Genomic DNA, 24912 nt, shown 5'->3' with positions numbered 1-24912 from the left:
TAAAACCTCGTCGGAAAATTCGCCGCGTCTGTCAGACCGTCCACGAATTCTGTGGGGAGCGAGCTTGCTCGCGATGGCGGCCTGACGGCCGGTCTGTCTCTGGCGGCTGTATTTCGATCCAACTGTGTGCGGGCGTACTAGCGAAGGCGGCACATTCAACATCTCTGCAGACTGACCCGACGTCTTCGCGAGCAAGCCCGCTCCCACAGGATTAACGCGATCATCAAAAAAACAGGTCGGCTATAAGGCCGCCTCGCGCCGGACGTTGATCTCGGCGCCCCGTTAACCACGATGGCCGAACGCAGGCATTGTGGAGTGGGCATCCCGGCATGGATGCCGGGATAGCCGCGCTGGGCCATGGATGACCCTTCGCGGCGGCCCACGGAGCAATGCCTTCGTTCGGGCACACCGAGCCTAGGCGAGGTGCCGAGTGGTGGGGCAGAAGCGCTTTGCTTACTTTCGCCTGGGCCGGCTTCCGGATTTTCGAAAGTGACCCGCCGTCAGGGCGAAACCATAAGTAGCCGTTACCGCAGCAATGGATATGTACTCGATCAACAACATCCTGGTCGGCTGCAACGCCGCTATCGCGAGCAGGCTCGCTCCCACAGGAATTACGTCCGTCCAACCGGCTCTTTTGCCGTTCGATAATCGCCCAAAACCCGAAAACGCCAATTGAAGCGATCCCGCCCCGCCCTTCACCATCGCTCGCACAAAACCAATAACAACAATAGGTTCGACGCTATGCCCACACTCCCCACCTCTCCCGGCTGACCTTCGATCCCCCTTAGCACCTACTACCGTCTGCAACCCAAGGTTGCGGCAACGGCTTACCTCGCCCACAAAAATTAGAGACACGCCCATGAAGCCAACACAGCATTTGTTCCCCAGCCTCATTGCCATCGCCCTGGCCAACACCGCCCTCCCCGTTTTGGCAGAGGAGTCGGGGTTTATCGAAGATGCCAAGGTCAACCTCAACCTGCGTAATTTTTACTTCAATCGCAACTTCACCAACCCAAGCGCCACCCAGGGCAAAGCCGAGGAATGGACCCAGAGCTTCATCCTCGACGCCAAGTCCGGCTTCACCCAGGGCGTGGTCGGTTTCGGTGTGGACGTGCTGGGGCTGTACTCGGTCAAGCTCGATGGCGGCCGAGGTACCGCGGGTACGCAACTGCTGCCGGTGCACGATGACGGTCGTCCGGCCGATGACTTCGGTCGCCTGGGTGTCGCCCTCAAGGCCAAAGTGTCGAAAACCGAGCTGAAGGTCGGTGAATGGATGCCGGTGCTGCCAATCCTGCGCTCTGACGATGGCCGCTCCCTGCCGCAAACGTTCCGCGGCGGCCAGGTCACGTCCACCGAGATCAACGGCCTGACCCTTTATGGCGGTCAGTTCCGCGCCAACAGCCCGCGCAACGACGCGAGCATGGAAGACATGTCGATGAACGGCCGCAGTGCCTTCACCTCCGACCGTTTCAACTTCGGCGGCGGCGAATACGCCTTCAACGATAAACGCACCCAGGTCGGCGTCTGGTACTCGGAACTGTCCGACATCTACCAGCAGCAGTATTTCAACCTGACCCACAGCCAGCCCATCGGCGACTGGACCCTGGGCGCCAACCTCGGCTACTTCATCGGCAAGGAAGACGGCAGCGCCCTGGCGGGCGACCTGGACAACAAAACCGCGTTCGCCATGCTCTCGGCCAAATACGGCGGCAGCACCTTCTATGTCGGCCTGCAAAAACTCAGCGGCGACGATGCCTGGATGCGCGTCAACGGCACCAGCGGCGGCACCCTGGCCAACGACAGCTACAACTCCAGCTACGACAACGCCCGGGAAAAATCCTGGCAAGTGCGCCACGACTTCAACTTCGCTGCCGTCGGCGTGCCGGGCCTGACCCTGATGAACCGCTACATCAGCGGCGACAATGTGCACACCTCCACCGTCGACAACGGCAAGGAATGGGGCCGTGAAAGCGAACTCGCCTACACCGTGCAGAGCGGCGCGCTGAAAAGCCTCAACGTGAAATGGCGTAACGCGACGATTCGTCGGGATTTCAGCACCAACGAATTCGACGAGAACCGGTTGATCGTCAGCTATCCGATCAGCTTGTTGTAAAAGCCAGCATGGGGGTGGCTGTGCCACCGTCATCGCGAGCAGGCTCGCTCCCACAAGGGATTTGCGGCGAACGCAGATTCAATGGCCACCAAAAATCAAGGTGGGAGCGAGCCTGCTCGCGAAGGCGTCGGCACATTCAACTTCTTCACAAGCTGAACCACCGCTTTCGCGAGCAAGCCCGCGCCCACAGGGCTGGCGGCGATGCTTAGGCGCGTGACTCGATGCCCAATTCATCCCACACCGACTCAGCCAGGTGGAAGGTGGCGTTGGCCGCCGGGATGCCGCAGTAGATGGCGCTCTGCATGATCACTTCCTTGATCTGGCTGCGGCTCACGCCATTGTTGGCGGCGGCGCGCAGGTGCAGTTTGAGTTCTTCGTTGCGGTTCATGCCGATCAGCATGGCAATGGTGATCAGGCTGCGGGTGTGGCGCGGCAGGCCCGGGCGAGTCCAGATGTCACCCCAGGCGTGGCGGGTGATCATTTCCTGGAACTCGCTGTTGAACTCGGTCAGGGCTGCAAGGCTGCGGTCGACATGCGCATCACCCAGCACCGCGCGGCGTACTTGCATGCCTTCGTCGTAACGTTGTTTCTCGTCCACAAAAAACTCCTCAGGCGCGGTTGGAATCAAGCAGGAAATCCAGCACCCGCTCGCTGAACGCGGCGCCGGCCTGAACGTTGGACAGGTGCGCGGCATAGAACTCGGCATACTCGGCGCCGCTGACGCGCTCCTGGATGAAGTGCCCACCCGACGGCGGCGTCACGGCATCTTCGGTGCCGGCGATCACCAGCAGTGGTACGCGGATCGACGACACCTGCTCGCGAAAATCAGCATCGCGCACGGCCGCACAGTTCGCCGCATAGCCCTTGGGCGAGGTGGCAGCGAGCATGTCGGTGATTTTCTGGACCTTCTCTGGCTGGGCCTCGGCGAAGTCCGAAGTGAACCAGCGGGCAATCGACGCATCCCGCAACGCCACCATCGCAACCTTGCCATCACGCAGCACGGTTTCGATGCGCGGGTTCCACACCGACGCGTCCGCTATCTTGGCGGAGGTGTTGCACACCACCAGTTTATGCAGCCGAGTACCGGCGTTGATCCCCAACCATTGGCCGATCAGGCCACCCATGGACAGCCCGCAGAAATGCACCTTGTCGATGCCCAGAGCATCGAGCATCGCCAGCACATCGCGGCCCAGTTGTTCGATGCTGTAGGGCCCTTCGGTGACCAGCGACTGGCCGTGGCCACGCGTGTCGAAGCGCAACACGCGAAAGTGTTCGCTGAAGGCCGCGACCTGCTCGTCCCACATGTGCAGGTCGGTGCCCAGGGAGTTGGAGAGCACCAGCACCGGGGCGTCTTGCGGCCCGTCGAAACGGTAGTTCAGTTCGCCGTCGGCGAGTTTGACGAATCCCACAACATTCTCCTTTCAGGCATTTAATGCAAGGTGTTCAGCCACTGCCCGGGCGACCCAGGTCTGGGCCTGGCCAAGGTAGTGGGCGGGGTTGAGCAAATGATCGAGCTCGGCAGCGGACAACTGCGCGGTGACCTGGGGTTCGTCCCCCAGCACATCGCGCAAATGCCGTTGTTCGGCCACGGCACGCTTGCAGCATTGCTCCAGCAGATGGTGCGCGGTGTCGCGCCCGACCCGCTGGGCCAGGACGATGCTCACCGCTTCGGCCAGCACCAGCCCCTGGGTCAGTTCGAGATTGTGGGCCATGCGCGCCGCGTCCACTTCCAGCCCTTCGGCCAGCAGCCGTGCCTGTTGCAGCGCGCCAGACACCAGGCAGCAAATGTCCGGCAGGGTTTCCCATTCGGCGTGCCACAGGCCCAGGCTGCGCTCGTGTTCCTGGGGCATGGCGCTGAACAGCGTCGACAACAAGCCAGGCACCCGCGTCGCCGCGCCGATCAGCACCGCCGCGCCCACCGGGTTGCGCTTGTGGGGCATGGTGGACGAACCGCCCTTGCCCGGCGCCGATGGCTCGAACACTTCACCGGCTTCGGTTTGCATCAACAGGCTGATGTCACGGCCCAGTTTGCCCAGGCTGCCGGCGATCAACCCCAGCACCGAACCGAACTCCACCAGACGATCGCGCTGGGTGTGCCAGGGTTGTTCCGGCAGGTTCAGTTGCAGCTCCGCGGCCAGGGCTTCGGCGATGGGCAAAGCGTGTTCACCCAACGCGGCGAGCGTCCCGGAGGCGCCGCCGAATTGCAGCACCAGCAAGCGCGGCTTGAGCTCACTCAGACGTTGACGATTACGGGTGATTGCCCCCAGCCAACCGGCGATTTTCATACCCAGGGTCACGGGGGTTGCGTGTTGCAGCCAAGTGCGCCCCGCCATCGGCGTGGCGGCGTAGCGTTCGGCTTGCCGGGCGAGAGTGCTGGCCAGTAGCGCCAATTCAGCTTCGATCAGCCCCAGCGCCTGACGCAGTTGCAACACCAGCCCGCTGTCCATCACATCCTGACTGGTAGCGCCCAAGTGCACATAGCGCTCGGCGTCGGCGCTCTCGGTTGCGATGCGCTTGCCCAACGCCTTGACCAGCGGGATCGCCGAGTTGCCGGCACTGGCAATCGCTTCGCTCAACGCCGAAAAGTCATACAGTTGGGCACGACAGGCCTTCTCAATCGGCGCCACGGCGCTCTGGGGGATCAACCCCACCCGCGCCTCGGCCCGGGCCAGTGCGGCCTCGACATCCAGCATGGCCTGCACCCGGCCCGCATCGCAAAACACCTCGCGCATGTCGCGGGCCGTGAAGTAGGCATCGAACAGCTGATTGCCCGGTCGTTCGCTCATAAACAGTCCTTGGGTGCGCAGGCTGCAAGGCCGGGCGCGGTTGGGTCAAAGGTCATGGTGCAAATACGCCGGCTGTTTGGGCAGGCGCAAGCTGAACAGGAACGCCACGACCATCATGACCGTGACATACCAATAAAAGGTGTTCTCCATGCCCTGCGCTTTCAGGCTCAAGGCGACGTACTCGGCCGAACCACCAAAAATCGCATTCGCCACCGCGTAGGCCAACCCTACGCCGAGCGCCCGCACTTCGGGTGGAAACATCTCAGCTTTTACCAGGCCGCTGATGGAGGTGTAAAAGCTGACAATCGCCAACGCCAACGTAATCAGAACAAACGCCAGGAACGGGCTGCTGATGCTTTTGAGGGTTAGCAGAATCGGCACGGTGCACAACGTTCCCAGGCCGGCAAACCAGAGCATGGAATTACGTCGACCGATCTTGTCCGCCACCATGCCGAACAATGGCTGCATGCACATATAAAGAAACAGCGCGCCGGTCATGATGTAACTGGCGGTCTTGGCGTGCAGGCCGGCAGTGTTCACCAGGTATTTCTGCATGTACGTGGTGAACGTGTAGAAAATCAGCGAGCCGCCCGCGGTGTAGCCCAGCACGGTGATGAACGCCACCTTGTGGTCGCGAAACAGCGCGACAATGCTGCCGGCGTCCTTGTTTTCACGCATTTCCTTGCTGCTGGTTTCTTTCAGGGAACGACGCAGAAACAGGGAAATCACCGCGGCCACGGCGCCCACCACGAACGGGATTCGCCAGCCGTAGGCACGCAGTTCTTCTTCGCTGAGAAACTGTTGCAGGACCACTACCAGCGACACCGCCAGCAGTTGCCCGCCGATCAGCGTCACGTATTGGAACGAGGCAAAAAAACCGCGCTGGCCCTTGAGGGCAACTTCACTCATGTAGGTGGCGGTGGTGCCGTACTCGCCGCCCACCGACAGGCCTTGCAGCAACCGGGCAAGCAACAGCAGCACCGGAGCCCAGACGCCAATGTCTTTGTAAGTAGGCAGGCAGGCAATGAGCAACGAGCCGAAACACATCATCAGCACCGAAATCATCATCGAGTTCTTGCGTCCGTGACGGTCCGCCACCCTGCCGAAAATCCAGCCGCCAATGGGGCGCATCAGGAATCCGGCAGCGAACACGCCCGCCGTATTGACCAGTTGAACCGTGGGGTTGTCGGACGGGAAAAACGCTGGGGCAAAATAAATCGCACAGAACGCGTAGACGTAAAAGTCGAACCATTCGACCAAGTTGCCGGAGGAGGCACCAACGATGGCGAAAATGCGCTTGCTGCGTTCTTCGCCGGTGTAATGGCTGACTGGGGTGGTCATCGTCATGGGTTATTCACTCATTGGGGACTGAACAGAGTCTAGACACACTTGGTAACAGCCCCGTTCCGCAGTTATTGCGTTACCTGTGCAGATGCCATCACGAGCAGGCCTTGACGAGGATCGTTCCTACGATGCGCGTGGGAACGATCATCAAACGGCCACTCAGTAATCGAAGAACACCGTTTCGGCATCCGTCCCCTGCAAGATCACATTCCACTGGTACACACCCGAAGCATCGGGTTTGCTCACGAGAGTGGCGCGGCGCTCCTCGGGCACGCAGGCCAGCAACGGGTCGGCTTCGTTGGCCTGTTCGCCATCGAAGTAAATGCGCGTCAGCAAGTGCTTGACCAAGCCGCGGGCAAACACCAGCACCACCAGGTGCGGTGCCTGGGTCGTACCGCCCAGCCCTGGCACGGTGCCTGGCTTGATGGTGGTAAAGCGAAAGCGCCCTTCGGCGTCCACCGGCACCCGGCCGAAACCTTCGAAGTTCGGGTCCAGGGGTTTGTCTTGTTCATCTTCCGGGTGAGCGTATTTGCCGGCGGCGTTGGCCTGCCAGACTTCCAGCATCGCATCGTTGACGAACTCGCCGTTGCCGTCGACCACCTGCCCGGTGATCGCCACCCGTTGGCCGAGGGTTTCGGCGACGGTCAGGTCTTCGCGGTTCAGCCAGGTCAGGCCGATGTGGTAGTAAGGGCCAACGGTGTGGGACGTGGTAGCGATGAGCGTCATCTTATTTCTCCATCGGCGTGGCATCGCGGCCGCGCAATACGATGTCCCAGCGATAACCGAGGGCGTAGGAAGGGATGGTTTTTTCCAGGTCGAAACTGGCGATCAGGCGTTCCTTGGCACGGGTGTCCGGCACACAGTTGTAGATCGGATCGTAGGCCAGCAGCGGGTCACCGGGGAAATACATCTGGGTCACCAGGCGCGTCAGAATGCTCGGCCCGAACAGTGAGAAATGAACATGCGCCGGGCGCCAGGCATTGTGGTGGTTGCCCCATGGGTAGGCGCCAGGTTTGATGGTCTGGAACTGATACCAGCCGTCGGCGTCGGTGACGGTACGACCGGTGCCCGTGAAGTTGGGGTCCAGCGGCGCATCATGCTTGTCGCGGTCATGGTTGTAGCGACCGGCGGCGTTGGCCTGCCAGATCTCCACCAGAATGCCCGGCACCGGCTGACCGTGCTCATCCAGCACACGTCCGTGAATGATGATCCGCTCGCCCTGCGGCTCGCCGGTATGCTGGGCGGTCAGGTCGTTGTCCTTCTCCTGCACGCGGTCGGCGCCTATGGTCGGGCCAGTAATTTCCGACAGCGAATGGGGCAGGTACACCAACGGCTTGGACGGCGAGCGCAGGTTGGTGGACTGGTACGGCGGGTGCAAGTACTCCGGCTGGGTGCCCGCTTGGGGGCGACGATAACCAGGCTTGTCAGTCATGAAGCATTCCTCGGTTTCTTATAAGTGGAACGACGTGTCAGACACGTTCGATCGCCAGCGCCAGCCCCTGGCCGACGCCGACACACATGGTCGCCAGGCCTTTCTTGCCGCCGGTTTTTTCCAAATGATGCAGCGCCGTCAACACCAACCGTGCGCCACTCATGCCCAGCGGATGGCCGAGGGCGATGGCGCCGCCGTTCGGGTTAACCTGCGGCGCATCGTCCGCCAGCCCCAAATCACGCAGCACCGCCAGGCCCTGGCTGGCAAAGGCTTCATTGAGCTCGATCACGTCAAAATCTTCGACGGCCACGCCCAGGCGCTCAATGAGCTTGCGCACCGCCGGCACCGGGCCAATGCCCATCACCCGTGGCGCCACACCGGCACTGGCCATGCCGAGCACTTTGCCTCGGGGAGTCAGGCCGTGCTTTTTCACGGCTTCGGCCGACGCCAGGATCAACGCCGCCGCCCCGTCGTTCACACCGGAGGCGTTGCCAGCGGTGACGGTCTTGTCCGGGCCGTTGACCGGTTTGAGTTTGCTTAAGGTTTCCAGCGTGGTGTCGGCACGAGGGTGCTCATCGTGCTCGACCACGGTTTCCCCTTTTTTGTGGGCAATGCGTACCGGAACGATTTCTTCGGCGAAAAATCCTGCAGCCTGGGCCGCCGCCGTGCGCTGTTGGCTGCGCAATGCGAAAGCATCCTGGTCGGCGCGGGACACCGCGTAATCATCAGCCACGTTGTCCGCCGTCTGCGGCATCGCGTCCACGCCGTACTGGGCTTTCATCAATGGATTGATAAAGCGCCAGCCGATGGTGGTGTCTTCCAGTTTCATGTTGCGAGAGAACGCCGCGTCGGCCTTGCCCATCACAAACGGCGCGCGGGACATCGACTCCACGCCGCCGGCAATGGCCAGCTCCATTTCGCCGCTGGCGATGGCGCGGAACGCCGTGCCAATGGCGTCCATGCCCGAAGCGCAAAGGCGATTGAGGGTCACGCCGGGAATGCTTTCTGGCAGGCCCGCCAGCAACAGCGCCATGCGCGCCACGTTGCGGTTGTCTTCACCGGCCTGGTTGGCGCAACCGAAGAACACCTCGTCCACCGCGGTCCAGTCCACTGAAGGGTTGCGCTCCATCAGCGCCTTGATCGGCACGGCCGCCAGGTCATCGGCGCGTACGGCGGACAAACCACCGCCGAACCGGCCGATGGGGGTTCGAATCGCATCACAGATATAAACGTCGCGCATCAGGCTTCTCCCGGTGCCTGGCCGTGGGCCGCGGCGGTACGAGCTTCCAGATCGCGCAGTGCGCGCAGCTCCACCTCAGTCGGCTCGGCCGTGGTTTGGACTTGGTCGGCGAAACGGATCGCCCATCCGGTAGCAGCGATGACTTGCTCGCGGGTCACGCCAGGGTGCAGCGAGGTGACCACGAATTCATGGCTGTCGGCTTCCGGTTCCATGATGCACAGGTCCGTGATGATGCCTACGGGTCCGGCGCCCGGCAGGCCCAGGCGTTTGCGCGAATCGCCCCCCTCGCCGTGACCGACCGAAGTGATGAAGTCCAGCTTGTCGACAAACGAACGCGCCGACTGCTTGAGGATGATCAACACACTCTTGGCCGAACCGGCGATTTCCGGCGCGCCACCGGCACCCGGCAGACGGACTTTGGGCCGATGGTAGTCGCCCACCACCGTGGTGTTGATGTTGCCGAAACGGTCGACCTGAGCCGCGCCCAGGAAACCGACGTCGATACGCCCGCCCTGCAGCCAGTAGCGAAAAATCTCACCGGTCGGTACGACGGTATCGGCGGTTTCAGCCAGTTCGCCGTCGCCGATGGACAGTGGCAATACGCTGGGCTTGGCACCGATCGGGCCGGATTCGTAAATCAGCACGACATCCGGCGACGAGGTGAGCCGCGCCAGGTTGGCCGCTTTTGACGGCAAGCCGATGCCAACGAAGCACACGGCGTTGTTCTTCAAGCGACGGGCCGCAGCGACGGTCATCATTTCGTTGGTGGAGTACGTCATTATTTCGCCTCCGAAGCGGCTGCCAGTCTGGCCTGGAATTCACTGAAATCTTTGGTGCCGTGGATGTATTCGTTGATCCATGCGGTAAACGTCTCACGGTCCCGGGCGATCGGATCCCACGCCTGATAGAAACGATTGTCACGTTCGGTGTAGCCCAAAGCGTAGGACGGATGGGCGCCGCCCGGTACGTGGCACACTGCGCTCAATGCCCAGGTTGGCAGTACGCAGGCATTCATCGGCGCATTCAGGTCGTCGACGATTTCTTCTACGGTGACGATGCAGCGCTTGGCGGCCAACGCGGCTTCTTTCTGCACGCCGAGGATACCCCACAGCAGCACATTGCCCTTGCGGTCGGCTTTCTGAGCATGGATCACCGTGATGTCCGGGCGCACGGAAGGTACGGCAGCGAGGACTTCCCCAGTGAAAGGACAGGTCACGCTTTTGATCAGCGGGTTGACCTTTGGCAGGTCAGAACCGGCGTAGGCCCGCAGCACCGCGAACGGCAGGCCAGAGGCGCCGGCAACGTAGGCGTTGGCCAGGTCGGCGTGGCTGTGTTCTTCGATCTCCAGCGGTTGCGGCCATTGCTTTTCTACGGCATCGCGCAGCCGGTGCAACGACCCTACGCCCGGGTTACCGCCCCAGGAGAAAATCAGCTTGCGAGCACAACCGGCGCCGATCAACTGGTCGTAGATCAGGTCAGGGGTCATCCGCACCAGAGTCAGATCTTTCTTGCCCTGACGAATGATTTCATGACCCGCTGCGGTCGGAATCAGGTGAGTGAAGCCTTCGAGCGCGACGGTATCGCCGTCGTTGACGAATTGCTTCACCGCGTCGTGCAGCGAAAGGATTTCAGCCATGGGCAGGCTCCCGTTTTTCAGTAGACCGACATGAAGAAAAAGGCGCGAGGTTAGCGCCGCAGTGACTGAAGATTAAGCTGCGGGCCAAAGCCAAACAATCCGATAATCGACTGAGTGTTCGTTTATCGAACAAATTGTTGCTTGGCTATCAATCTACCCGCCACCGCAATTCATGTGGGAGCGAGCCTGCTCGCGATGGCGGAGAATCAGTACCAAACGTATCGGCTGACACACCGCAAATCGCGAACAGGCTCGCTCCCACATTAGGGTTTAGCTGCCTGTCTCACGTCGCATCCGCATGGCTGACCATGCCCTTGACCACCACCGCGATGGTCGCCAGGGCGGCGGGAATGACCAGGGCGGTCAGGACCTGTTCGAAGTTCCACCCCAAGCCCAGCAGTGTTGCGCCCATCCAGGCGCCGAGGATTGCCCCGAAACGACCGATGCCCAGCATCCAGGAAACGCCGGTAGCCCGACCCTGGGTCGGATAGAAGCGCGCCGCCAGGGAAGGCATCGCCGATTGCGCGCCGTTGACGCACATGCCGGCCACCAGCACCAGTGTGGCAAGCAAGGTGATGTTGCCGAGGCTCTGCCCTACCGCGTAGGCAAATATCCCGGCCATCAGATAGAAAAGACCGATGACCTTGTGCGGATTGAACCGGTCCATCGCCCAACCCACGCCGACTGCGCTCAATACACCGCCGAACTGAAACAACGCGCCGATAAACGCCGCCTGCTCCATGCTCGCGCCACTGTCACGCATCAGGGTCGGCAACCAACTGGTCAGCAGGTACACAATCACCAGGCCCATGAAATAGGTGAGCCACAGCAGCAACGTGCCCGCGCTGTAGGTGCCGGAAAAGATCACCGCCAGCACATTGCGAGCCTTCACGGTTTTCTGTTCCGGCACGCTGAAACTTGCCGCCTGGGCCACGGCGTGCGGATCAATCGGCGCCAGGGCCTTGCGTACCTTATCGGTGCCGCGATTGCGCACCACCAGATAACGCGCCGACTCAGGCAGCCAGAACAACAGCACCACTGCCAGGATCAACGGCAGGATGCCGCCGATCATCAACAGGCTGTGCCAGCCGAACGCCGGTATCAACTTGGCCGAGATAAACCCACCGCCGGCCATGCCCAGGTTGAAGCCGCAGAACATACAAGTCACCAGCAAGGACTTCTTGCGCTCCGGGGTGTACTCCGACAGTAAGGTGGTGGCGTTTGGCATCCCGGCGCCCAATCCCAGGCCAGTGAGAAAACGCAGCACCAGCAACTGATCGATATTGCTGCTATAGGCCGACGCCAGGCTGAACGCGCCGAATAGCAGGACCGCCCCCACCAGTACGATTTTTCGCCCGAAGCGGTCAGCCAATGGCCCAGAGCCCAGTGCGCCGAACACCATGCCGATCAGCGCTGCACTCATCACCGGACCAAGGCTGGCGCGATCAATACCCCAATCCTGGGACAGGGCCGGGGCAATGAAGCCCATGGCCGCCGTGTCGAGGCCGTCGAGGAAGACAATCAGGAAGCAGAGAATCACTACCCGCCACTGATAGCGCGAGATGGGTTGAGCGTTGATGAAAGACTGCACATCGAGGCAGTTGCCTACGGAGGTCTGGGGCTGGTTCATCTTATTTTTATTCCACACAAGAAACGCAGGCGAGCAGAGATCGGCAAAAAAGGCCGGAAGATCATGAAGGAAGTATTGAGCTATCGGGCGACCGAGTCCGGACGCACCAGACGATCATCAAGGCGGAGGCTGAGGGAGCTATGCATGACAGGTGTGCCTCTCATTATTATTGGGTCGCCAACCCTCCAACCGAGCCAGACTCGGTCGGAGGGCGCTGCCGCGACATTAATGAGGCGCAGCGAATACCGTCAATTCGCCAGACGCGACTCTGTGCGTTTATCGAACAGCTTAAGTGAACAGTTGCGCGCTCAGGTCGCGGCTGGCTCCCAGCAGGCCTGGCAGGAAACGCTGTTCCAACTCATTGCGGCTGACTCGCCCGGCATGGGTACTGACATTCAGCGCCGCCACCACCTGGCCGGAGGCGTCGTAGACCGGCACGGCAATCGAACGCAGGCCCTGCTCCAGTTCCTGGTCGACGATGCACCAGCCCTGCTGCCGCACCTGTTGCAGGCATTCAAGCAGTGCCTCGGGTGTATGCAGGGTCCGGCTGGTCTTGGCCTGAAGATCGGCGTGGTCGAGGTAATCATGCAGCGAAGCGTCATCCAGGGCCGCCAGAAGAATCCTGCCCATTGAAGTGCAATAGGCTGGCAGACGCCCGCCAACGGACAGGTCCACGGAAATCAGCCGCTGGGTGGTGGCCGACCGAGCGATGTAGAGGATGTCGTCGCCTTCAAGCGTTGCCATGTTGCAGGCCTCGTGCAGCTGTTCGCTCATACGGTCCAGGTATGGCTGGGCAGAAACCGCCAGGGGCGTCGATGACAAATAGGCGTGACCGAGGGTCAATACTTTGGGTAACAGCGAATAGGTGCGTCCATCGGTAGTGGCGTAGCCAAGCTTGATCAAGGTATGCAGGCAACGTCTGACGGCGGCGCGAGGGATTTCCGTGCGGTGGCTGATCTGGGCGATGGTCAGGTGCCGCTTGCGCTCCTGGAATGCCTGGACCACGGCCAGCCCGCGAGCGAGAGACGTCATGAAGTCCGGATCGCCGGTAAGGGCCTGGATCCGCTTGGCCGGTGAGGCGACAATCGGTGGCGCTACTGAGGTGAAGGCGTTGCGCATTTGGTCGTTCATGTGTGCTCCTTCTCCAGGAATGACGGCTGTTACAAGCAACAGCCCCGCCAAGATCGTTCGATTATCGAACCTGCGACCGATAATCGCAATCAGGGAGGCCATCCAGGCAATCCGCCTCACCCGCCGGGCGAACTCGATAACAAGTTTGAAGGGCAGCGCCAAACGGTTCGAGGAACAGCGTCAAGCGCTTTAGACTTGAACAAGGCACCCAGGAATTGAACTTGTCGCTTTGAATGGCGTCAGCATACCGGCACTTGCTGTCAGGCCCTGACCCGTTGCAACAAGTTGCACATACAAACATTGATTCACATAACGCCAGACACTTTATAACTTTATTGATAGTGTTCTTCGGGTTGACCGCTATAATACAATTCAGTGACGGTACGGCCAATCGACCGATCCGTCCGCAGGCACCTCGGTTTTATACTGTGGTGCCGGCAACAGGTGCATGAAGCACCCCGTGGCCGCTTCCCCTGTATCGGCAACAACACGAACCCCTGATGCTACGTCAGCTGTCAGCTCTGGTGCCGTGGCCGTCTGCATGTTTTCATGCAGTGCGTATCACCAGATTCAATTTCAATTTATTAGGTAAAACTGTGACGAAAGACGAACTGCGCGCGGAACTTGAGCGCCAGGAACAACGTTACAAGGAAGTTTACGGCGGGGAAGTCACCACCTACGCTGCGCAACCTGAACCGGAACGCAAACCCTGGCGTAAACGCGCCACCGTTCAGGACCAGGCGTTTACCCAGGAACTTCAGAAAATGGAAAAAGAACTCAAAGCCGAGGAGCAATGACGCTCGGGGCTTGATGTTCTTGTGAAGCGGTATCCGGCCGACATCCAGGCCGGACACCGGCACTGGACGCCCGTCATGAGCGGGCGCATCTCCTATAGCCAATGGTTGAGGAGTGTCCATGGCCGACCCTCTTTTCAGATATTTCACACAATCGCTTGAGGCCCTTTCAGCTTCGAGGCGAACCTTGCCTGCTGCGCTTTCCACCCCGGAATCAATGGGTTGCGCAGCCCGGTGAACACCTCGCCCCCGGGGGCTTTCTAAAAATTATTTCGTTGAAGAATGTTACCGACGCGCAGGCAATGCATCGATTACCAAGGTTTTCTGGCATAATCGCGCCCCCTTACGACCGGGTCAGAAAACCTTCATGATCGATTTATTCAGCGGACTGGATGCTTGGGTGCTTGTGAGCCTCTTGCTCGCCCTGGCTTTTGTCCTCGCCTTCGAGTTCATCAACGGCTTTCATGACACCGCTAACGCGGTTGCCACTGTTATATACACCAAAGCCATGCCGCCTCATCTGGCCGTGTTTTTTTCCGGTGTGTTCAATTTCCTTGGCGTGCTGCTGGGCGGCGTGGGGGTGGCGTATGCCATCGTTCACCTGTTGCCCGTGGAACTGCTGATCAATGTGAACACCGGACACGGGCTGGCCATGGTGTTCTCGCTGCTCGCAGCGGCCATCACCTGGAACCTGGGTACCTGGTACTTCGGTATCCCGGCGTCCAGTTCCCACACGCTGATCGGCTCGATCCTCGGCGTGGGCCTGGCCAACGCGCTGATCAACGATATTCCGCTGGCCGACGGGGTGAACTGGCAGAAAGCGATCGATATCGGTGCCTCCCTGGTGTTCTCGCCCATGGCCGGTTTCCTGATCGCCGCCCTGGTATTGATTGTCCTGAAATGGTGGCGTCCGCTGTCAAAGATGCACAAGACGCCGGAACAGCGCCGCAAGCTCGACGACAAGAAACATCCACCGTTCTGGAACCGCCTGGTGCTGGTGATTTCGGCCATGGCCGTCAGCTTCGTCCACGGCTCCAACGATGGCCAGAAAGGCATCGGCCTGATCATGCTGGTGCTGATCGGTATCGTGCCTTCGCAGTTCGTACTCGACCTGAGCAGCACCACCTACCAGATCGAGCGAACCCGTGACGCGACCCTGCACCTGAGCCAGTTCTACAAGCGCAACAGCGAATCCCTGGGTGAATTCCTGGCACTGGGCAAAAGCGTGGAAGGCGATCTGCCGGAAAAATTCCGCTGCAACCCGCAGCAGACCGAACCCACCATCAACGCCCTGCTCGACACCCTCAAAGGCGTATCGGACTACCATTCGCTGCCGTCGGAAAGCCGTATCGAAGTGCGTCGCTACCTGCTCTGCCTGGATGACACGGCGAAGAAGGTTGGCAAGTTGCCAAACCTGGCGGCTCGCGAGAAAGACGACCTCAACAAGCTGCGCAAGGACCTGACCGGCACCACCGAATACGCCCCGTTCTGGGTGATTCTGGCGGTCGCCCTGGCTCTGGGCCTGGGCACCATGGTCGGCTGGAAACGTGTGGTGCTGACCATCGGCGAGAAGATCGGCAAGCAAGGCATGACCTATGCCCAGGGCATGTCGGCCCAGATCACCACCGCGTGCATGATCGGCATGGCGAACATCTTCAGCCTGCCGGTTTCCACCACCCATGTGCTGTCCTCGGGCGTGGCTGGCACCATGGTCGCCAACAAGAGCGGCCTGCAAGGTGGCACGGTGCGCAACATCCTGCTGGCCTGGGTGTTGACCCTGCCGGCGACGGTGACCCTGTCGGCCGGGTTGTTCTGGCTGGCGTCCAAGGCGCTGGGCAGCTGATTTCAGCGGCCCACAAAAAAGGTGCGATCCTTGCGGATTGCACCTTTTTTTATGCCTGTTCCCACAGCGGTTTGGTGAACCAAAAAAATCGCAAAAAAAAGGGCGACCGAAGTCGCCCAAAATGCCTTGCGTGCTCGTTGTAACCAGAAAGACCTACGGTTTTTTGCGCTTGTGTGCGTCTTTCCAGATGAATAATCCAAAACCTGCGAAAAATACGAACATGAGGCCGACCGTCGCCACCCCGGCAAACACCACATTATCGAAAAACATGACTGGCCTCCTGGTCTTGCCCCTGTTGCGATGGGTTCAAGTTAACCAATCAGGCCTGGATGAAAATTGACCGGGGTCAATAACGCCCGCAACGGGGCGCAAAGGTGGGGAAATAACTGATCTGCATCAATGGATCGAGGGGTCTTCAGCGCTTTTTCGGTTTGTTTTTCGTCTTTTTCTTGGGTTTGCCCAGAGGCATGGCTTGCTCGAAAGCCTGGCGGACTTCGTTGAGGCGTTTTTCATTGAGATCATGAACGCGCTTGGCGCGCTCGGCGCTGAGGTCGATCAGTTTGTCGTCTTGGCTCATGGCGTGTCGGCATCGTGCAGTGAATGGCGAATGCGCCCATGATGCGGGCTGTTGGCGGCGTTGACCAGCCTGCGTACGTCGGCAAAACCTGAATCAGATCTGGATATCGACCCACAGGCCCTGGCGCGACTCTTCTTCCATCAGCGGCACCACTGGCACGGTGTTATCGGCGTTCAGTTCGGTACCTGGTATGGCCAAGTGCTCTTCGGGGTCTTCATCGGCCTCGCGACGGCGCTTGTTGCGTTCCTGCTGGCGACGCTGTTCCTCACGCAGCAACAGCGCGGCTTCTTCCGGATCGCGATTTTGCAGGTCGATGGTGCTTTCGTTGGAGCTTTGCTGCACCGGGACCACGGGCGGTATGTCCGGTCGCTGGCGAATCGGATCCTGTTGAGCGGTGATGGGGACGGCGCTCAAAGGGAGCATGGGTGGCAACATAAAGGTCTCCTGTCTTCAGGTTGTCGGCTACGATGATGGCGACTTGAGCCGCCGGTCTGAAACTTGTGACCCGGTTCGCATTGCAACAATGCGTGGGGCCGAGCTTGTTTGATCGCTGAACACACTTAAGTTCCGCGCAGCCGGTTAACGCATCGGCCCTCATGACTGCTTACTGCGTACGTAAATCCTTTGGTCTGGAGGATCATTCCGTTAAGATAACCGGCTTTTTCAAGGCGGGAGTCAGGCAGCATGGCGCAGCAGTATCAACCGGGGCAACGCTGGATCAGTGACAGCGAAGCCGAGCTGGGTTTAGGCACCGTTCTGGCACAGGACGGCCGCTTGTTGACCGTGCTCTACCCGGCCACCGGCGACACTCGCCAGTACGCGCTACGGAATGCGCCCCTCACCCGTGTACGGTTTTCGCCGGGCGATGTGATCACTCACTTCGAAGGCTGGAAAATGACCGTGCGCGAAGTCGATGATGTCGACGGGCTGCTGGTTTATCACGGCCTCAACGGGCAGAACGAAGTCGTCACTCTGCCGGAAACCCAGCTGTCGAATTTTATCCAGTTCCGCTTGGCCAGCGACCGTCTGTTTGCCGGCCAGATCGACCCGCTGCCCTGGTTTTCCCTGCGCTACAACACCCTGGAACACACCAGCCGCCAGTTACAGTCCTCGCTCTGGGGCCTGGGCGGCGTACGTGCCCAGCCCATCGCCCACCAACTGCACATTGCCCGTGAAGTGGCCGACCGCATTGCACCGCGAGTGTTGCTGGCGGACGAAGTGGGCCTGGGCAAGACCATCGAAGCCGGCCTCATCATCCACCGTCAACTGCTTTCCGGCCGCGCCAGCCGCGTACTGATCCTGGTGCCGGAAAACCTTCAGCACCAGTGGCTGGTGGAAATGCGTCGACGCTTCAACCTGCAGGTCGCGCTGTTTGACGAAGAACGCTTCATCGAAAGCGATGCCAGCAACCCGTTCGAAGACACTCAGCTGGCCCTGGTGGCGCTGGAGTGGCTGGTGGACGACGAGAAGGCCCAGGACGCGCTGTTCGCCGCCGGCTGGGACCTGATGGTGGTCGACGAAGCTCACCACCTGGTGTGGCATGAAGATCAGGCCAGCCCGCAATACGCGCTGGTCGAACAGCTTGCTGAGACGATCCCGGGCGTGCTGCTGCTGACCGCGACCCCGGAACAACTGGGCCAGGACAGCCACTTCGCCCGTTTGCGCCTGCTGGACCCGAACCGCTTCCACGACCTCAAGGCCTTCCGCGCCGAGAGCGAGAATTATCGCCCGGTAGCCGAGGCCGTGCAGGAGCTGCTGGATAAGGGCCGTCTCTCGCCCGAAGCCCACAAGACCATCCACGGCTTTTTGGGTAACGAAGGCGAGGCGTTGCTGACCGCCGTCAATGATGGCGATGTCGAGGCCAGCGCCCGTCTGGTCCGCGAATTGCTGGACCGTCACGGCACCGGCCGCGTGCTGTTTCGCAACACCCGCGCCGCCGTGCAGGGCTTCCCGGAGCGCAAGTTGCACGCCTACCCGCTGCCGTGCCCGGACGAATACCTCGAGCTGCCGTTGGGCGATCATGCCGAGCTGTACCCGGAAGTCAGCTTCCAGGCCCAGCCGGACGCCAGCGAAGAAGAACGCTGGTGGCGTTTCGACCCACGGGTTGAGTGGCTGATCGACACCCTCAAGATGCTCAAGCGCACCAAAGTGCTCGTGATCTGCGCCCACGCCGAAACCGCCATGGACCTGGAAGACGCCCTGCGCGTGCGCTCCGGTATCCCGGCCACGGTATTCCACGAAGGCATGAACATTCTGGAGCGTGACCGCGCGGCGGCCTATTTCGCCGACGAAGAGTTCGGTGCCCAGGTGCTGATCTGCTCGGAAATCGGCAGTGAAGGTCGCAACTTCCAATTCGCCCATCATCTGGTGCTGTTCGACCTGCCGGCGCACCCGGACCTGCTGGAGCAGCGTATCGGGCGTCTGGACCGGATCGGCCAGAAGCACACCATCGAGCTGCATACGCCGTACCTGGAAACCAGCCCGCAAGCGCGCCTGTTCCAGTGGTATCACGAAGCCCTGAATGCGTTCCTCAACACCTGCCCGACCGGCAACGCCTTGCAGCATCAGTTCGGCCCGCGCCTGCTGCCCTTGCTAGAAGAAGCTGACGATGCCCAGTGGCAAGCGCTGATCGACGAGGCCCGCACCGAACGCGAACGCCTGGAAGCCGAGCTGCACACCGGCCGCGACCGTCTGCTGGAGCTCAATTCCGGCGGCGCTGGCGAAGGCGATGCGCTGGTGGAGGCCATTCTCGAGCAGGACGACCAGTTCACCCTGCCGATCTACATGGAAACCCTGTTCGACGCATTCGGCATCGACAGCGAGGACCACTCGGAAAACGCGCTGATCCTCAAGCCGAGCGAAAAAATGCTCGACGCCAGCTTCCCGCTCGGCGACGACGAAGGCGTGACCATCACCTACGACCGCAACCAGGCGCTGTCTCGCGAAGACATGCAGTTCATCACCTGGGAACACCCGATGGTGCAAGGCGGAATGGACCTGGTGCTGTCCGGCTCCATGGGCAACACCGCCGTGGCGCTGATCAAGAACAAGGCCCTCAAGCCCGGCACCGTGTTGCTGGAACTGCTCTACGTCAGCGAAGTGGTTGCCCCGCGCTCGCTACAACTGGGCCGGTACCTGCCGCCGGCCGCCCTGCGCTGCTTGCTGGACGCCAACGGCAACGACCTGGCCGCCCGGGTCTCGTTCGAGACCCTGAACGACCAGCTCGAAAGCGTGCCCCGTGCCAGCGCCAACAAGTTCATCCAGGCCCAGCGAGACCAGCTCACGCCACGGATCAACGCCGGTGAAGAGAAAATCGCCCCGCGTCACGCCGAACGCGTGGCCGAGGCCCAGCGCCGCTTGGCCGCCGATACCGACGAAGAACTGGCACGCCTGAGCGCCCTGCAAGCGGTCAACCCGACCGTGCGCGACAGCGAACTGGAGGCCCTGCGCCAACAGCGCGAACAAGGCCTGGCCATGCTTGAGAAGGCTGCGCTGCGGCTGGAAGCGATTCGGGTGCTGGTGGCGGGCTGAAAAACCCACGCGCCACCCGATTCATCGGTGGCGCAGAGCTTTTGTGGCGAGGGAGCAAGCTCCCTCGCCACAATGGCCAGCGCTTGAGCCTCAAGGGCTGTAATACCCCACCGCCACCAGGAAATGCCCGACCTTTTTCAGGTAGGCGTGTTTGTCCTCGATCTTGCCGGTCACCGGGTTCTTCCAGCGGTACTCATACTCCCCCACGTCCTGCTTGCCGATCAGCGCCAGGATCGGCTCGCCCACCGGTTTGCCATCCGGGTCCTTGACCTTGGCGAAATCGGTATTGATCAGCCGCAGGTTGGTGCCGTGACCAACATACCGTCGGGTGTTGAGGTCAACGACAAAGACATACAGATCATCCTGCAAGTAGCCGCCCTTGAGGGAGTTGATCGCCGTCAACGTGGTTTTCTCGTTCTTCAGCAGATCGCTCGAAGCCTTGTCCAGCAGCACCTTGGCCTGTTCGGCAGAGGCCCGTGGCAGGTAATAGCCGACGGCCAGGATCCGCTCACCGACCCGCTGGAAATACACATGCTTGAGCTCGACCTTGCCGTCCGCCCAGTTCTGCCAACGGTATTCGGCCTGCTGGATACCGCTGGCTTCGGGGGTTTTCAGAGCGTCCTTGAAGACCTTGCGCAAGTCCGGCCCCAACACGTCGGAAACGTCTCGCCCGATCAGCGCCGAGGAGGGACCGCCGCTGGCGAGCATCACGCCTTGGGTATCCACCACAAACACGTAGCGGTCCTTGTCGACGAATTCTCCTTGGCGGCTGAAGGCGGCAAACGCCTTGTCGCCGTTGTCGTGGTAATAGGCCAAGGCCTTTTCCAGCAGCGCCCGAGCCGCCTGGCCGTCGTCAGGCGTTGCGGCCTGAACCTGTGTCAGCCCCAGCACGAGCATTGCGCCCAGCCAAGCCATCCTGTGAAAAAAACCCATACGCGCGCCCTCGTTCCTGTTGGTGTTTCAAGAGCGTAGACGGCGTGGGGTGATGTAGGAGTATTCAGGACACTGCTGTGGGTGCGAAAGTGTTGGCGATAGTGGTGGGCCAGTCCGTATTGGATTGACTGTTACTAAGCCTTCGCGAGCAAGCCCGCACCCACAGGTTTTATCTTGCTAACCGGTGTTGAATCATTGAGCCCGGCTGCTGAGTTGCTGCTGCAGGTTCTGGATCTGCGCTTGCAGGGTATTGATATTGCGGGTGACCTGGCCGCGGAAGGCATCGAACTCGGCGGTGTTGGAACCACCGTTATCCTGCTGGCTTTTGAGCACAATCATGTCCTGCTCCAGGCGCTCGACGGCAGCGCTCGAGTTGTTTTTCTTCAGGGCTGTGATGTCGGCACCGATGCTCTTGAGCTGGGCATCGAGGGCGCCGCTCTCGCCCTGGCTTTTCAGGGTTGCCACTTCAGCCGCCAGCGCCTTGACCTGGGTCTGCAGCTGCGTGTTGGCGCTCTGCAATTGGGTGTTGGCATTCTGCTGCTCGGTGGCCTGGGCGGTGATCTGCGCCAGTCGTTTGTCCAGGTCGGTGGCCTGGCCGAGCACCCCTTGCTGTTGCTTGCTCTGATCCTGCAGCTTGCTTTCGAGCTGTTTGATCTGCAACTTCAAGGCTTCACTGTCGCTCATGACATTGGACTGGCCAGCGACGACCTTGCCGGAGATGTCCTGCAAGCGCCCCGCCGCGTCCTCACTGATCCGGGCGAAGCTTTCCTGGGTGGCCACCAGTTGCTGCTCCATCAAGGAAATCTGCTGGAAGCTCCACCATGCCAGGAAGGCGAAAGCACACAGCAGCGCGCCGACCAATGCCCACAACGGCCCGGTGCTCGGCCCCCTGACCTTGGCCGCCACAACGGGCGCCGGGCGTGCTTGCACGTGGGGCGGGCGGTTGGGCAGAAAGTCATCGTCATCGGGAATATCGGCCCGCATCCGCAGGCTCGGTACATCGTCGAAGTCGTCGTTGGCATCGTTACGCATGGGCATTGGTTCAACCTTTGAGAAACCGGTGATGGCTTGATGTGGCGAGTATAACTCCCTCGCCCACCGCTCCGATTGACCCCGAACCTGGTACTCGGTTCATGATGGGGCGATCAGTGGGCGTGCTGGGCCAGGTCAGTGGACCTCCTGGGCCTTCCACCAGGCGCAGAACTCATCGAGGGCCGTCCACAGGCTGACCTGCGGATCGTAATCGAGATAATGCCGCGCCCGGCCGATGTCCAGGGTGAAATTTTTGTTCATGACCTGCATGCCCAGGCGCGACAGCGTCGGTTCGGGTCGGCCCGGCCATAACTTGCAGAAACCTTCATTCAGAGCCGCGACGCTGTACGACAACCCGTAGGAACGATACCGCCAGACCTGTGGGACTTCCATCTGCCGCATCACATAATTGACCACATCCCACAGCGGAACCGGCGTTCCATTGCTGATGTTGTAGGCTTTGCCCAAGGCTGAGTCGGTGGCTAGCAAACTGCTGATCAGCGCTTCGTTGAGGTTCTGCACGCTGGTGAAGTCGACCTTGTTCAACCCGTTACCGACAATGGCCAGCCGCCCCTTGCGCTGCATTTTCAACAGGCGCGGAAAAATGCTCATGTCACCGGCACCGGTCACGAAACGTGGCCGCAGGGCCAGCACTTCAAGGCCGAACTCCTGGGCGCCGAAGACTTTCTGTTCGGCCAGGTACTTGGTGGCGGCGTAAGGATGCTTGAAGCGCTTGGGCACTTGTTCTTCGGTCAACCCGAGGTGGTCACGACCGTCAAAATAGATAGAAGGCGAGGACAGGTGAACCAGGCGCCGGACCTTCTGCTTGAGACAGGCCTCGACGACATTTTCCGTGACCTGGACGTTACCCTGGTGGAAATCCTGGTAGCGGCCCCAGAGCCCCACGGAACCGGCGCAATGCACCACGGCCTCGACGTCCTGGCACAGATCGCGGGCCAGCAGCGGGTCGCTCAGATCCCCTTGGATAAACTGCGCACCGCGACGCACCAGGTGCTCCACGCTCTCGGCCCGGCGACCGTTGACCCGCACATCCAGGCCTTGCTCCAGGGCGAAACGCGCAAAGCGTCCGCCAATGAAGCCGCTTGCGCCGGTGACCAGAATTTTCATGAATGCTCCTAAGAAGTGCAGTGCCGAGCCTCAAGCTACAAGCTGCAAATTAATCTGTGCGCCGCTTTTTACCTGCAACTTGACGTTTATTGCGGCTCCCAAGGCACCAGCCACTGCCTGGAGGAACGGACCAACTGTTCGGTCAACAAGCCGAGCAACTGCCCACCATTGCGCCAATGATGCCAGTACAGCGGCACATCGATCGGTTTATCTGCCAACAACTCCACCAACTGGCCCCGCTCCAGTTGTTCACGCATTTGCAACTCCGGCACCAGTCCCCAGCCAAGTCCGGCTTCGGTGAGGCGGATAAAGCCTTCGGACGATGGGCAGAGATGGTGTTCGAAACCGCCTTCGACGCCCAGGGAAGCGAGGTAGCGGTGCTGCAGGAAATCATCCGGGCCGAACACCAACGCCGGGGTACCGGCCAATTGATCGGCGCGCACCCCGTCGGGGAAGTGCCGGGCGATAAATGCCGGGCTGGCCAGCGCACGGTAACGCATGGCCCCCAGCAACACGCTGCGGGCACCGGCCACCGGGCGTTCGCTGGCACACAGACAGGCCGCCACTTCACCGGCGCGCATGCGCTTGAGGCCGACGTTCTGGTCTTCCACCACCAAGTCGAGCAACAGATGATGCTCGGCGCAGAAATCGCCCACGGCAGCCGCCCACCAAGTCGCCAGGCTGTCGGCATTCAGGGCGATGCGCAGGCGCTCGGGCAGGCCCTCCTCATCCAGCGCCGGCACCAGGCTTTGCAGGTCGCGCTCCAGCAGACGCACCTGCTGCACATGGTTGAGCAAGCGGCGGCCGATCTCGGTTGGCGCCGGAGGCGTGACGCGTACCAGCACGGGCTGGCCGACCCGCGCTTCCAGCAGTTTGATCCGCTGGGAAATCGCCGATTGCGACAGCCCCAGCACCTGGGCGGCACGCTCGAAACCGGCCTGCTCGACCACGGCAGCCAGGGCAGAAAGCAATTTATAATCGAACATCAGTTTTCCTAATGAGCAATCAGCAACATTGGTTTTTCTTATACAGCTTTCCACTGGAGAATGACCAGCATTCAAACCATTTTCTAGGGAGTAAACCTATGTGGCAAAGCTACATGAACGGGCTACTGGTGGCCTTCGGGCTGATCATGGCCATTGGCGCTCAGAACGCGTTCGTGCTGGCCCAGAGCCTGCGCCGTGAACATCACTTGCCGGTGGCCGCGCTGTGCGTCACCTGCGATGCGTTGCTGGTGGCAGCTGGAGTGTTCGGGCTCGCCACGCTGCTGGCCCAGAGCCCGACGTTGCTTTCGATTGCCCGCTGGGGCGGCGCGGTGTTCCTGCTCTGGTATGGTAGCCAGGCGTTGCGCCGGGCCTGCTCGAAGCAGAGCCTGCAACAGGGCGAAACCCAGGCCGTGCGCTCGCTACGAGCGGTGCTGCTCAGCGCACTGGCGGTGACACTCCTCAACCCCCACGTGTACCTTGACACCGTGCTGCTGATCGGCTCCCTCGGTGCCCAGCAGAGCGTGCCTGGCGCCTATGTCGTCGGCGCCGCCAGTGCCTCGCTGCTGTGGTTCTTCACCCTGGCCGTAGGTGCCGCGTGGCTGGCCCCTTGGCTGGCCCGGCCAAGCACCTGGCGGATACTGGACGTGCTGGTGGCGGTGATGATGTTTACCGTGGCGGTGCAATTGATAATCACAGGCTGATTATTCCAAACCGCTCTGGAACCTCTATTCCACACAGTTGTTGCGTGGTTATGCCGCACCCCCGGTGCTATGATC

General features: G+C 61.0%; 23 protein-coding genes. 5 read left to right on the top strand and 18 right to left on the bottom strand.

Translation table 11 applies throughout. The annotated features are described in order from the left end of the window. Positions 1-859: 859 nt before the first annotated feature. The gene (locus ACA047_RS07470; RefSeq protein WP_497358032.1) at positions 860-2113 is read left to right on the top strand and encodes an OprD family porin; all 1254 of its coding nucleotides are present in this window, start codon (positions 860-862) and stop codon (positions 2111-2113) included. A gap of 205 nt (positions 2114-2318) precedes the next feature. On the opposite strand, the gene pcaC is transcribed toward ACA047_RS07470, so the two are convergent. From pcaC to pcaR, 11 genes are all read right to left on the bottom strand, one after another. Beyond that, positions 2319-2711: a 4-carboxymuconolactone decarboxylase gene (pcaC, locus tag ACA047_RS07465; RefSeq protein ID WP_497358030.1), complete on the bottom strand. Its 393-nt coding sequence runs from the start codon at positions 2709-2711 to the stop codon at positions 2319-2321. A 10-nt stretch (positions 2712-2721) separates the two neighbouring features. Further along, a complete protein-coding gene (gene pcaD, locus ACA047_RS07460) occupies positions 2722-3522 on the bottom strand; it encodes a 3-oxoadipate enol-lactonase (protein WP_497358028.1) in 801 nt (266 codons plus the stop codon). A gap of 12 nt (positions 3523-3534) precedes the next feature. Next, positions 3535-4899 (bottom strand): 3-carboxy-cis,cis-muconate cycloisomerase, encoded by a 1365-nt coding sequence (locus ACA047_RS07455; protein ID WP_497358026.1) that lies wholly within the window; start codon positions 4897-4899, stop codon positions 3535-3537. Positions 4900-4944: 45 nt separating this feature from the next. Further along, positions 4945-6240 carry an MFS family transporter gene (locus ACA047_RS07450; RefSeq protein ID WP_497360259.1) on the bottom strand — a complete coding sequence of 432 codons (1296 nt, stop codon included), beginning with the start codon at positions 6238-6240 and terminating at the stop codon, positions 4945-4947. Between the two features lie 162 nt (positions 6241-6402). After that, positions 6403-6969 (bottom strand): protocatechuate 3,4-dioxygenase subunit alpha, encoded by a 567-nt coding sequence (gene pcaG / locus ACA047_RS07445; protein WP_497358024.1) that lies wholly within the window; start codon positions 6967-6969, stop codon positions 6403-6405. 1 nt (position 6970) lies between these two features. Beyond that, positions 6971-7675, bottom strand: coding sequence for a protocatechuate 3,4-dioxygenase subunit beta (gene pcaH / locus ACA047_RS07440; RefSeq protein ID WP_497358022.1), 705 nt, complete (start codon positions 7673-7675; stop codon positions 6971-6973). Positions 7676-7712: 37 nt separating this feature from the next. Next, positions 7713-8918 carry a 3-oxoadipyl-CoA thiolase gene (gene pcaF / locus ACA047_RS07435; protein ID WP_497360257.1) on the bottom strand — a complete coding sequence of 402 codons (1206 nt, stop codon included), beginning with the start codon at positions 8916-8918 and terminating at the stop codon, positions 7713-7715. Then, positions 8915-9697 carry a CoA-transferase subunit beta gene (locus tag ACA047_RS07430; protein WP_497360255.1) on the bottom strand — a complete coding sequence of 261 codons (783 nt, stop codon included), beginning with the start codon at positions 9695-9697 and terminating at the stop codon, positions 8915-8917. Before ACA047_RS07430 ends, pcaF begins: the two co-directional genes overlap by 4 nt. Next, positions 9694-10551, bottom strand: a complete 858-nt coding sequence (locus ACA047_RS07425; RefSeq protein ID WP_497358021.1) for a CoA transferase subunit A — start codon at positions 10549-10551, stop codon at positions 9694-9696. The genes ACA047_RS07430 and ACA047_RS07425 overlap by 4 nt, the downstream gene beginning before the upstream one ends. Positions 10552-10834: 283 nt before the next feature. Beyond that, positions 10835-12181 carry a 4-hydroxybenzoate transporter PcaK gene (pcaK, locus tag ACA047_RS07420; RefSeq protein WP_497358020.1) on the bottom strand — a complete coding sequence of 449 codons (1347 nt, stop codon included), beginning with the start codon at positions 12179-12181 and terminating at the stop codon, positions 10835-10837. Positions 12182-12469: 288 nt separating this feature from the next. Further along, positions 12470-13312 (bottom strand): pca regulon transcriptional regulator PcaR, encoded by an 843-nt coding sequence (gene pcaR, locus ACA047_RS07415; RefSeq protein ID WP_497358018.1) that lies wholly within the window; start codon positions 13310-13312, stop codon positions 12470-12472. A 596-nt stretch (positions 13313-13908) separates the two neighbouring features. Between pcaR and ACA047_RS07410 the strand changes: the two genes are divergently transcribed. Both ACA047_RS07410 and ACA047_RS07405 read left to right on the top strand, forming a co-directional pair. Further along, positions 13909-14109, top strand: coding sequence for a hypothetical protein (locus ACA047_RS07410; protein ID WP_003184509.1), 201 nt, complete (start codon positions 13909-13911; stop codon positions 14107-14109). Positions 14110-14473: 364 nt separating this feature from the next. Further along, positions 14474-15949, top strand: coding sequence for an inorganic phosphate transporter (locus ACA047_RS07405; protein WP_497358017.1), 1476 nt, complete (start codon positions 14474-14476; stop codon positions 15947-15949). Positions 15950-16102: 153 nt separating this feature from the next. Here ACA047_RS07405 and ccoM read toward each other — a convergent pair whose 3' ends face one another. The 3 genes from ccoM to ACA047_RS07390 all read right to left on the bottom strand — a co-directional run bounded on the left by ccoM (position 16103) and on the right by ACA047_RS07390 (position 16961). Continuing rightward, a complete protein-coding gene (gene ccoM / locus ACA047_RS07400; protein WP_497358016.1) occupies positions 16103-16219 on the bottom strand; it encodes a cytochrome c oxidase subunit CcoM in 117 nt (38 codons plus the stop codon). A 145-nt stretch (positions 16220-16364) separates the two neighbouring features. Next, positions 16365-16526 (bottom strand): hypothetical protein, encoded by a 162-nt coding sequence (locus tag ACA047_RS07395; protein ID WP_440798106.1) that lies wholly within the window; start codon positions 16524-16526, stop codon positions 16365-16367. Between the two features lie 93 nt (positions 16527-16619). Further along, positions 16620-16961: an aspartate-semialdehyde dehydrogenase gene (locus ACA047_RS07390; protein ID WP_497358014.1), complete on the bottom strand. Its 342-nt coding sequence runs from the start codon at positions 16959-16961 to the stop codon at positions 16620-16622. Between the two features lie 249 nt (positions 16962-17210). Between ACA047_RS07390 and rapA the strand changes: the two genes are divergently transcribed. Beyond that, positions 17211-20057 (top strand): RNA polymerase-associated protein RapA, encoded by a 2847-nt coding sequence (gene rapA / locus ACA047_RS07385; RefSeq protein WP_497358013.1) that lies wholly within the window; start codon positions 17211-17213, stop codon positions 20055-20057. 90 nt (positions 20058-20147) lie between these two features. Here the strand turns inward: rapA and ACA047_RS07380 are convergent, their stop codons facing one another. The 4 genes from ACA047_RS07380 to ACA047_RS07365 all read right to left on the bottom strand — a co-directional run bounded on the left by ACA047_RS07380 (position 20148) and on the right by ACA047_RS07365 (position 24136). After that, positions 20148-20990, bottom strand: coding sequence for a cache domain-containing protein (locus ACA047_RS07380; protein ID WP_497358011.1), 843 nt, complete (start codon positions 20988-20990; stop codon positions 20148-20150). Between the two features lie 192 nt (positions 20991-21182). Next, positions 21183-22028, bottom strand: a complete 846-nt coding sequence (locus ACA047_RS07375) for an ATPase (protein ID WP_497358010.1) — start codon at positions 22026-22028, stop codon at positions 21183-21185. 129 nt (positions 22029-22157) lie between these two features. Continuing rightward, positions 22158-23150, bottom strand: a complete 993-nt coding sequence (locus tag ACA047_RS07370; protein WP_497358009.1) for an NAD-dependent epimerase/dehydratase family protein — start codon at positions 23148-23150, stop codon at positions 22158-22160. Positions 23151-23236: 86 nt separating this feature from the next. Then, entirely contained in the window at positions 23237-24136 is a 900-nt protein-coding gene (locus tag ACA047_RS07365; RefSeq protein ID WP_497358008.1) for a LysR family transcriptional regulator ArgP, read from the bottom strand. A gap of 98 nt (positions 24137-24234) precedes the next feature. Here ACA047_RS07365 and ACA047_RS07360 point away from each other — a divergent pair, with 98 nt between their 5' ends. After that, positions 24235-24837, top strand: coding sequence for a LysE/ArgO family amino acid transporter (locus tag ACA047_RS07360; protein ID WP_497358007.1), 603 nt, complete (start codon positions 24235-24237; stop codon positions 24835-24837). Positions 24838-24912 lie beyond the last annotated feature (75 nt).

This window comes from Pseudomonas sp. LBUM1664 (assembly GCF_059695895.1).
This window is presented reverse-complemented; position numbering and strand designations above follow the sequence as displayed.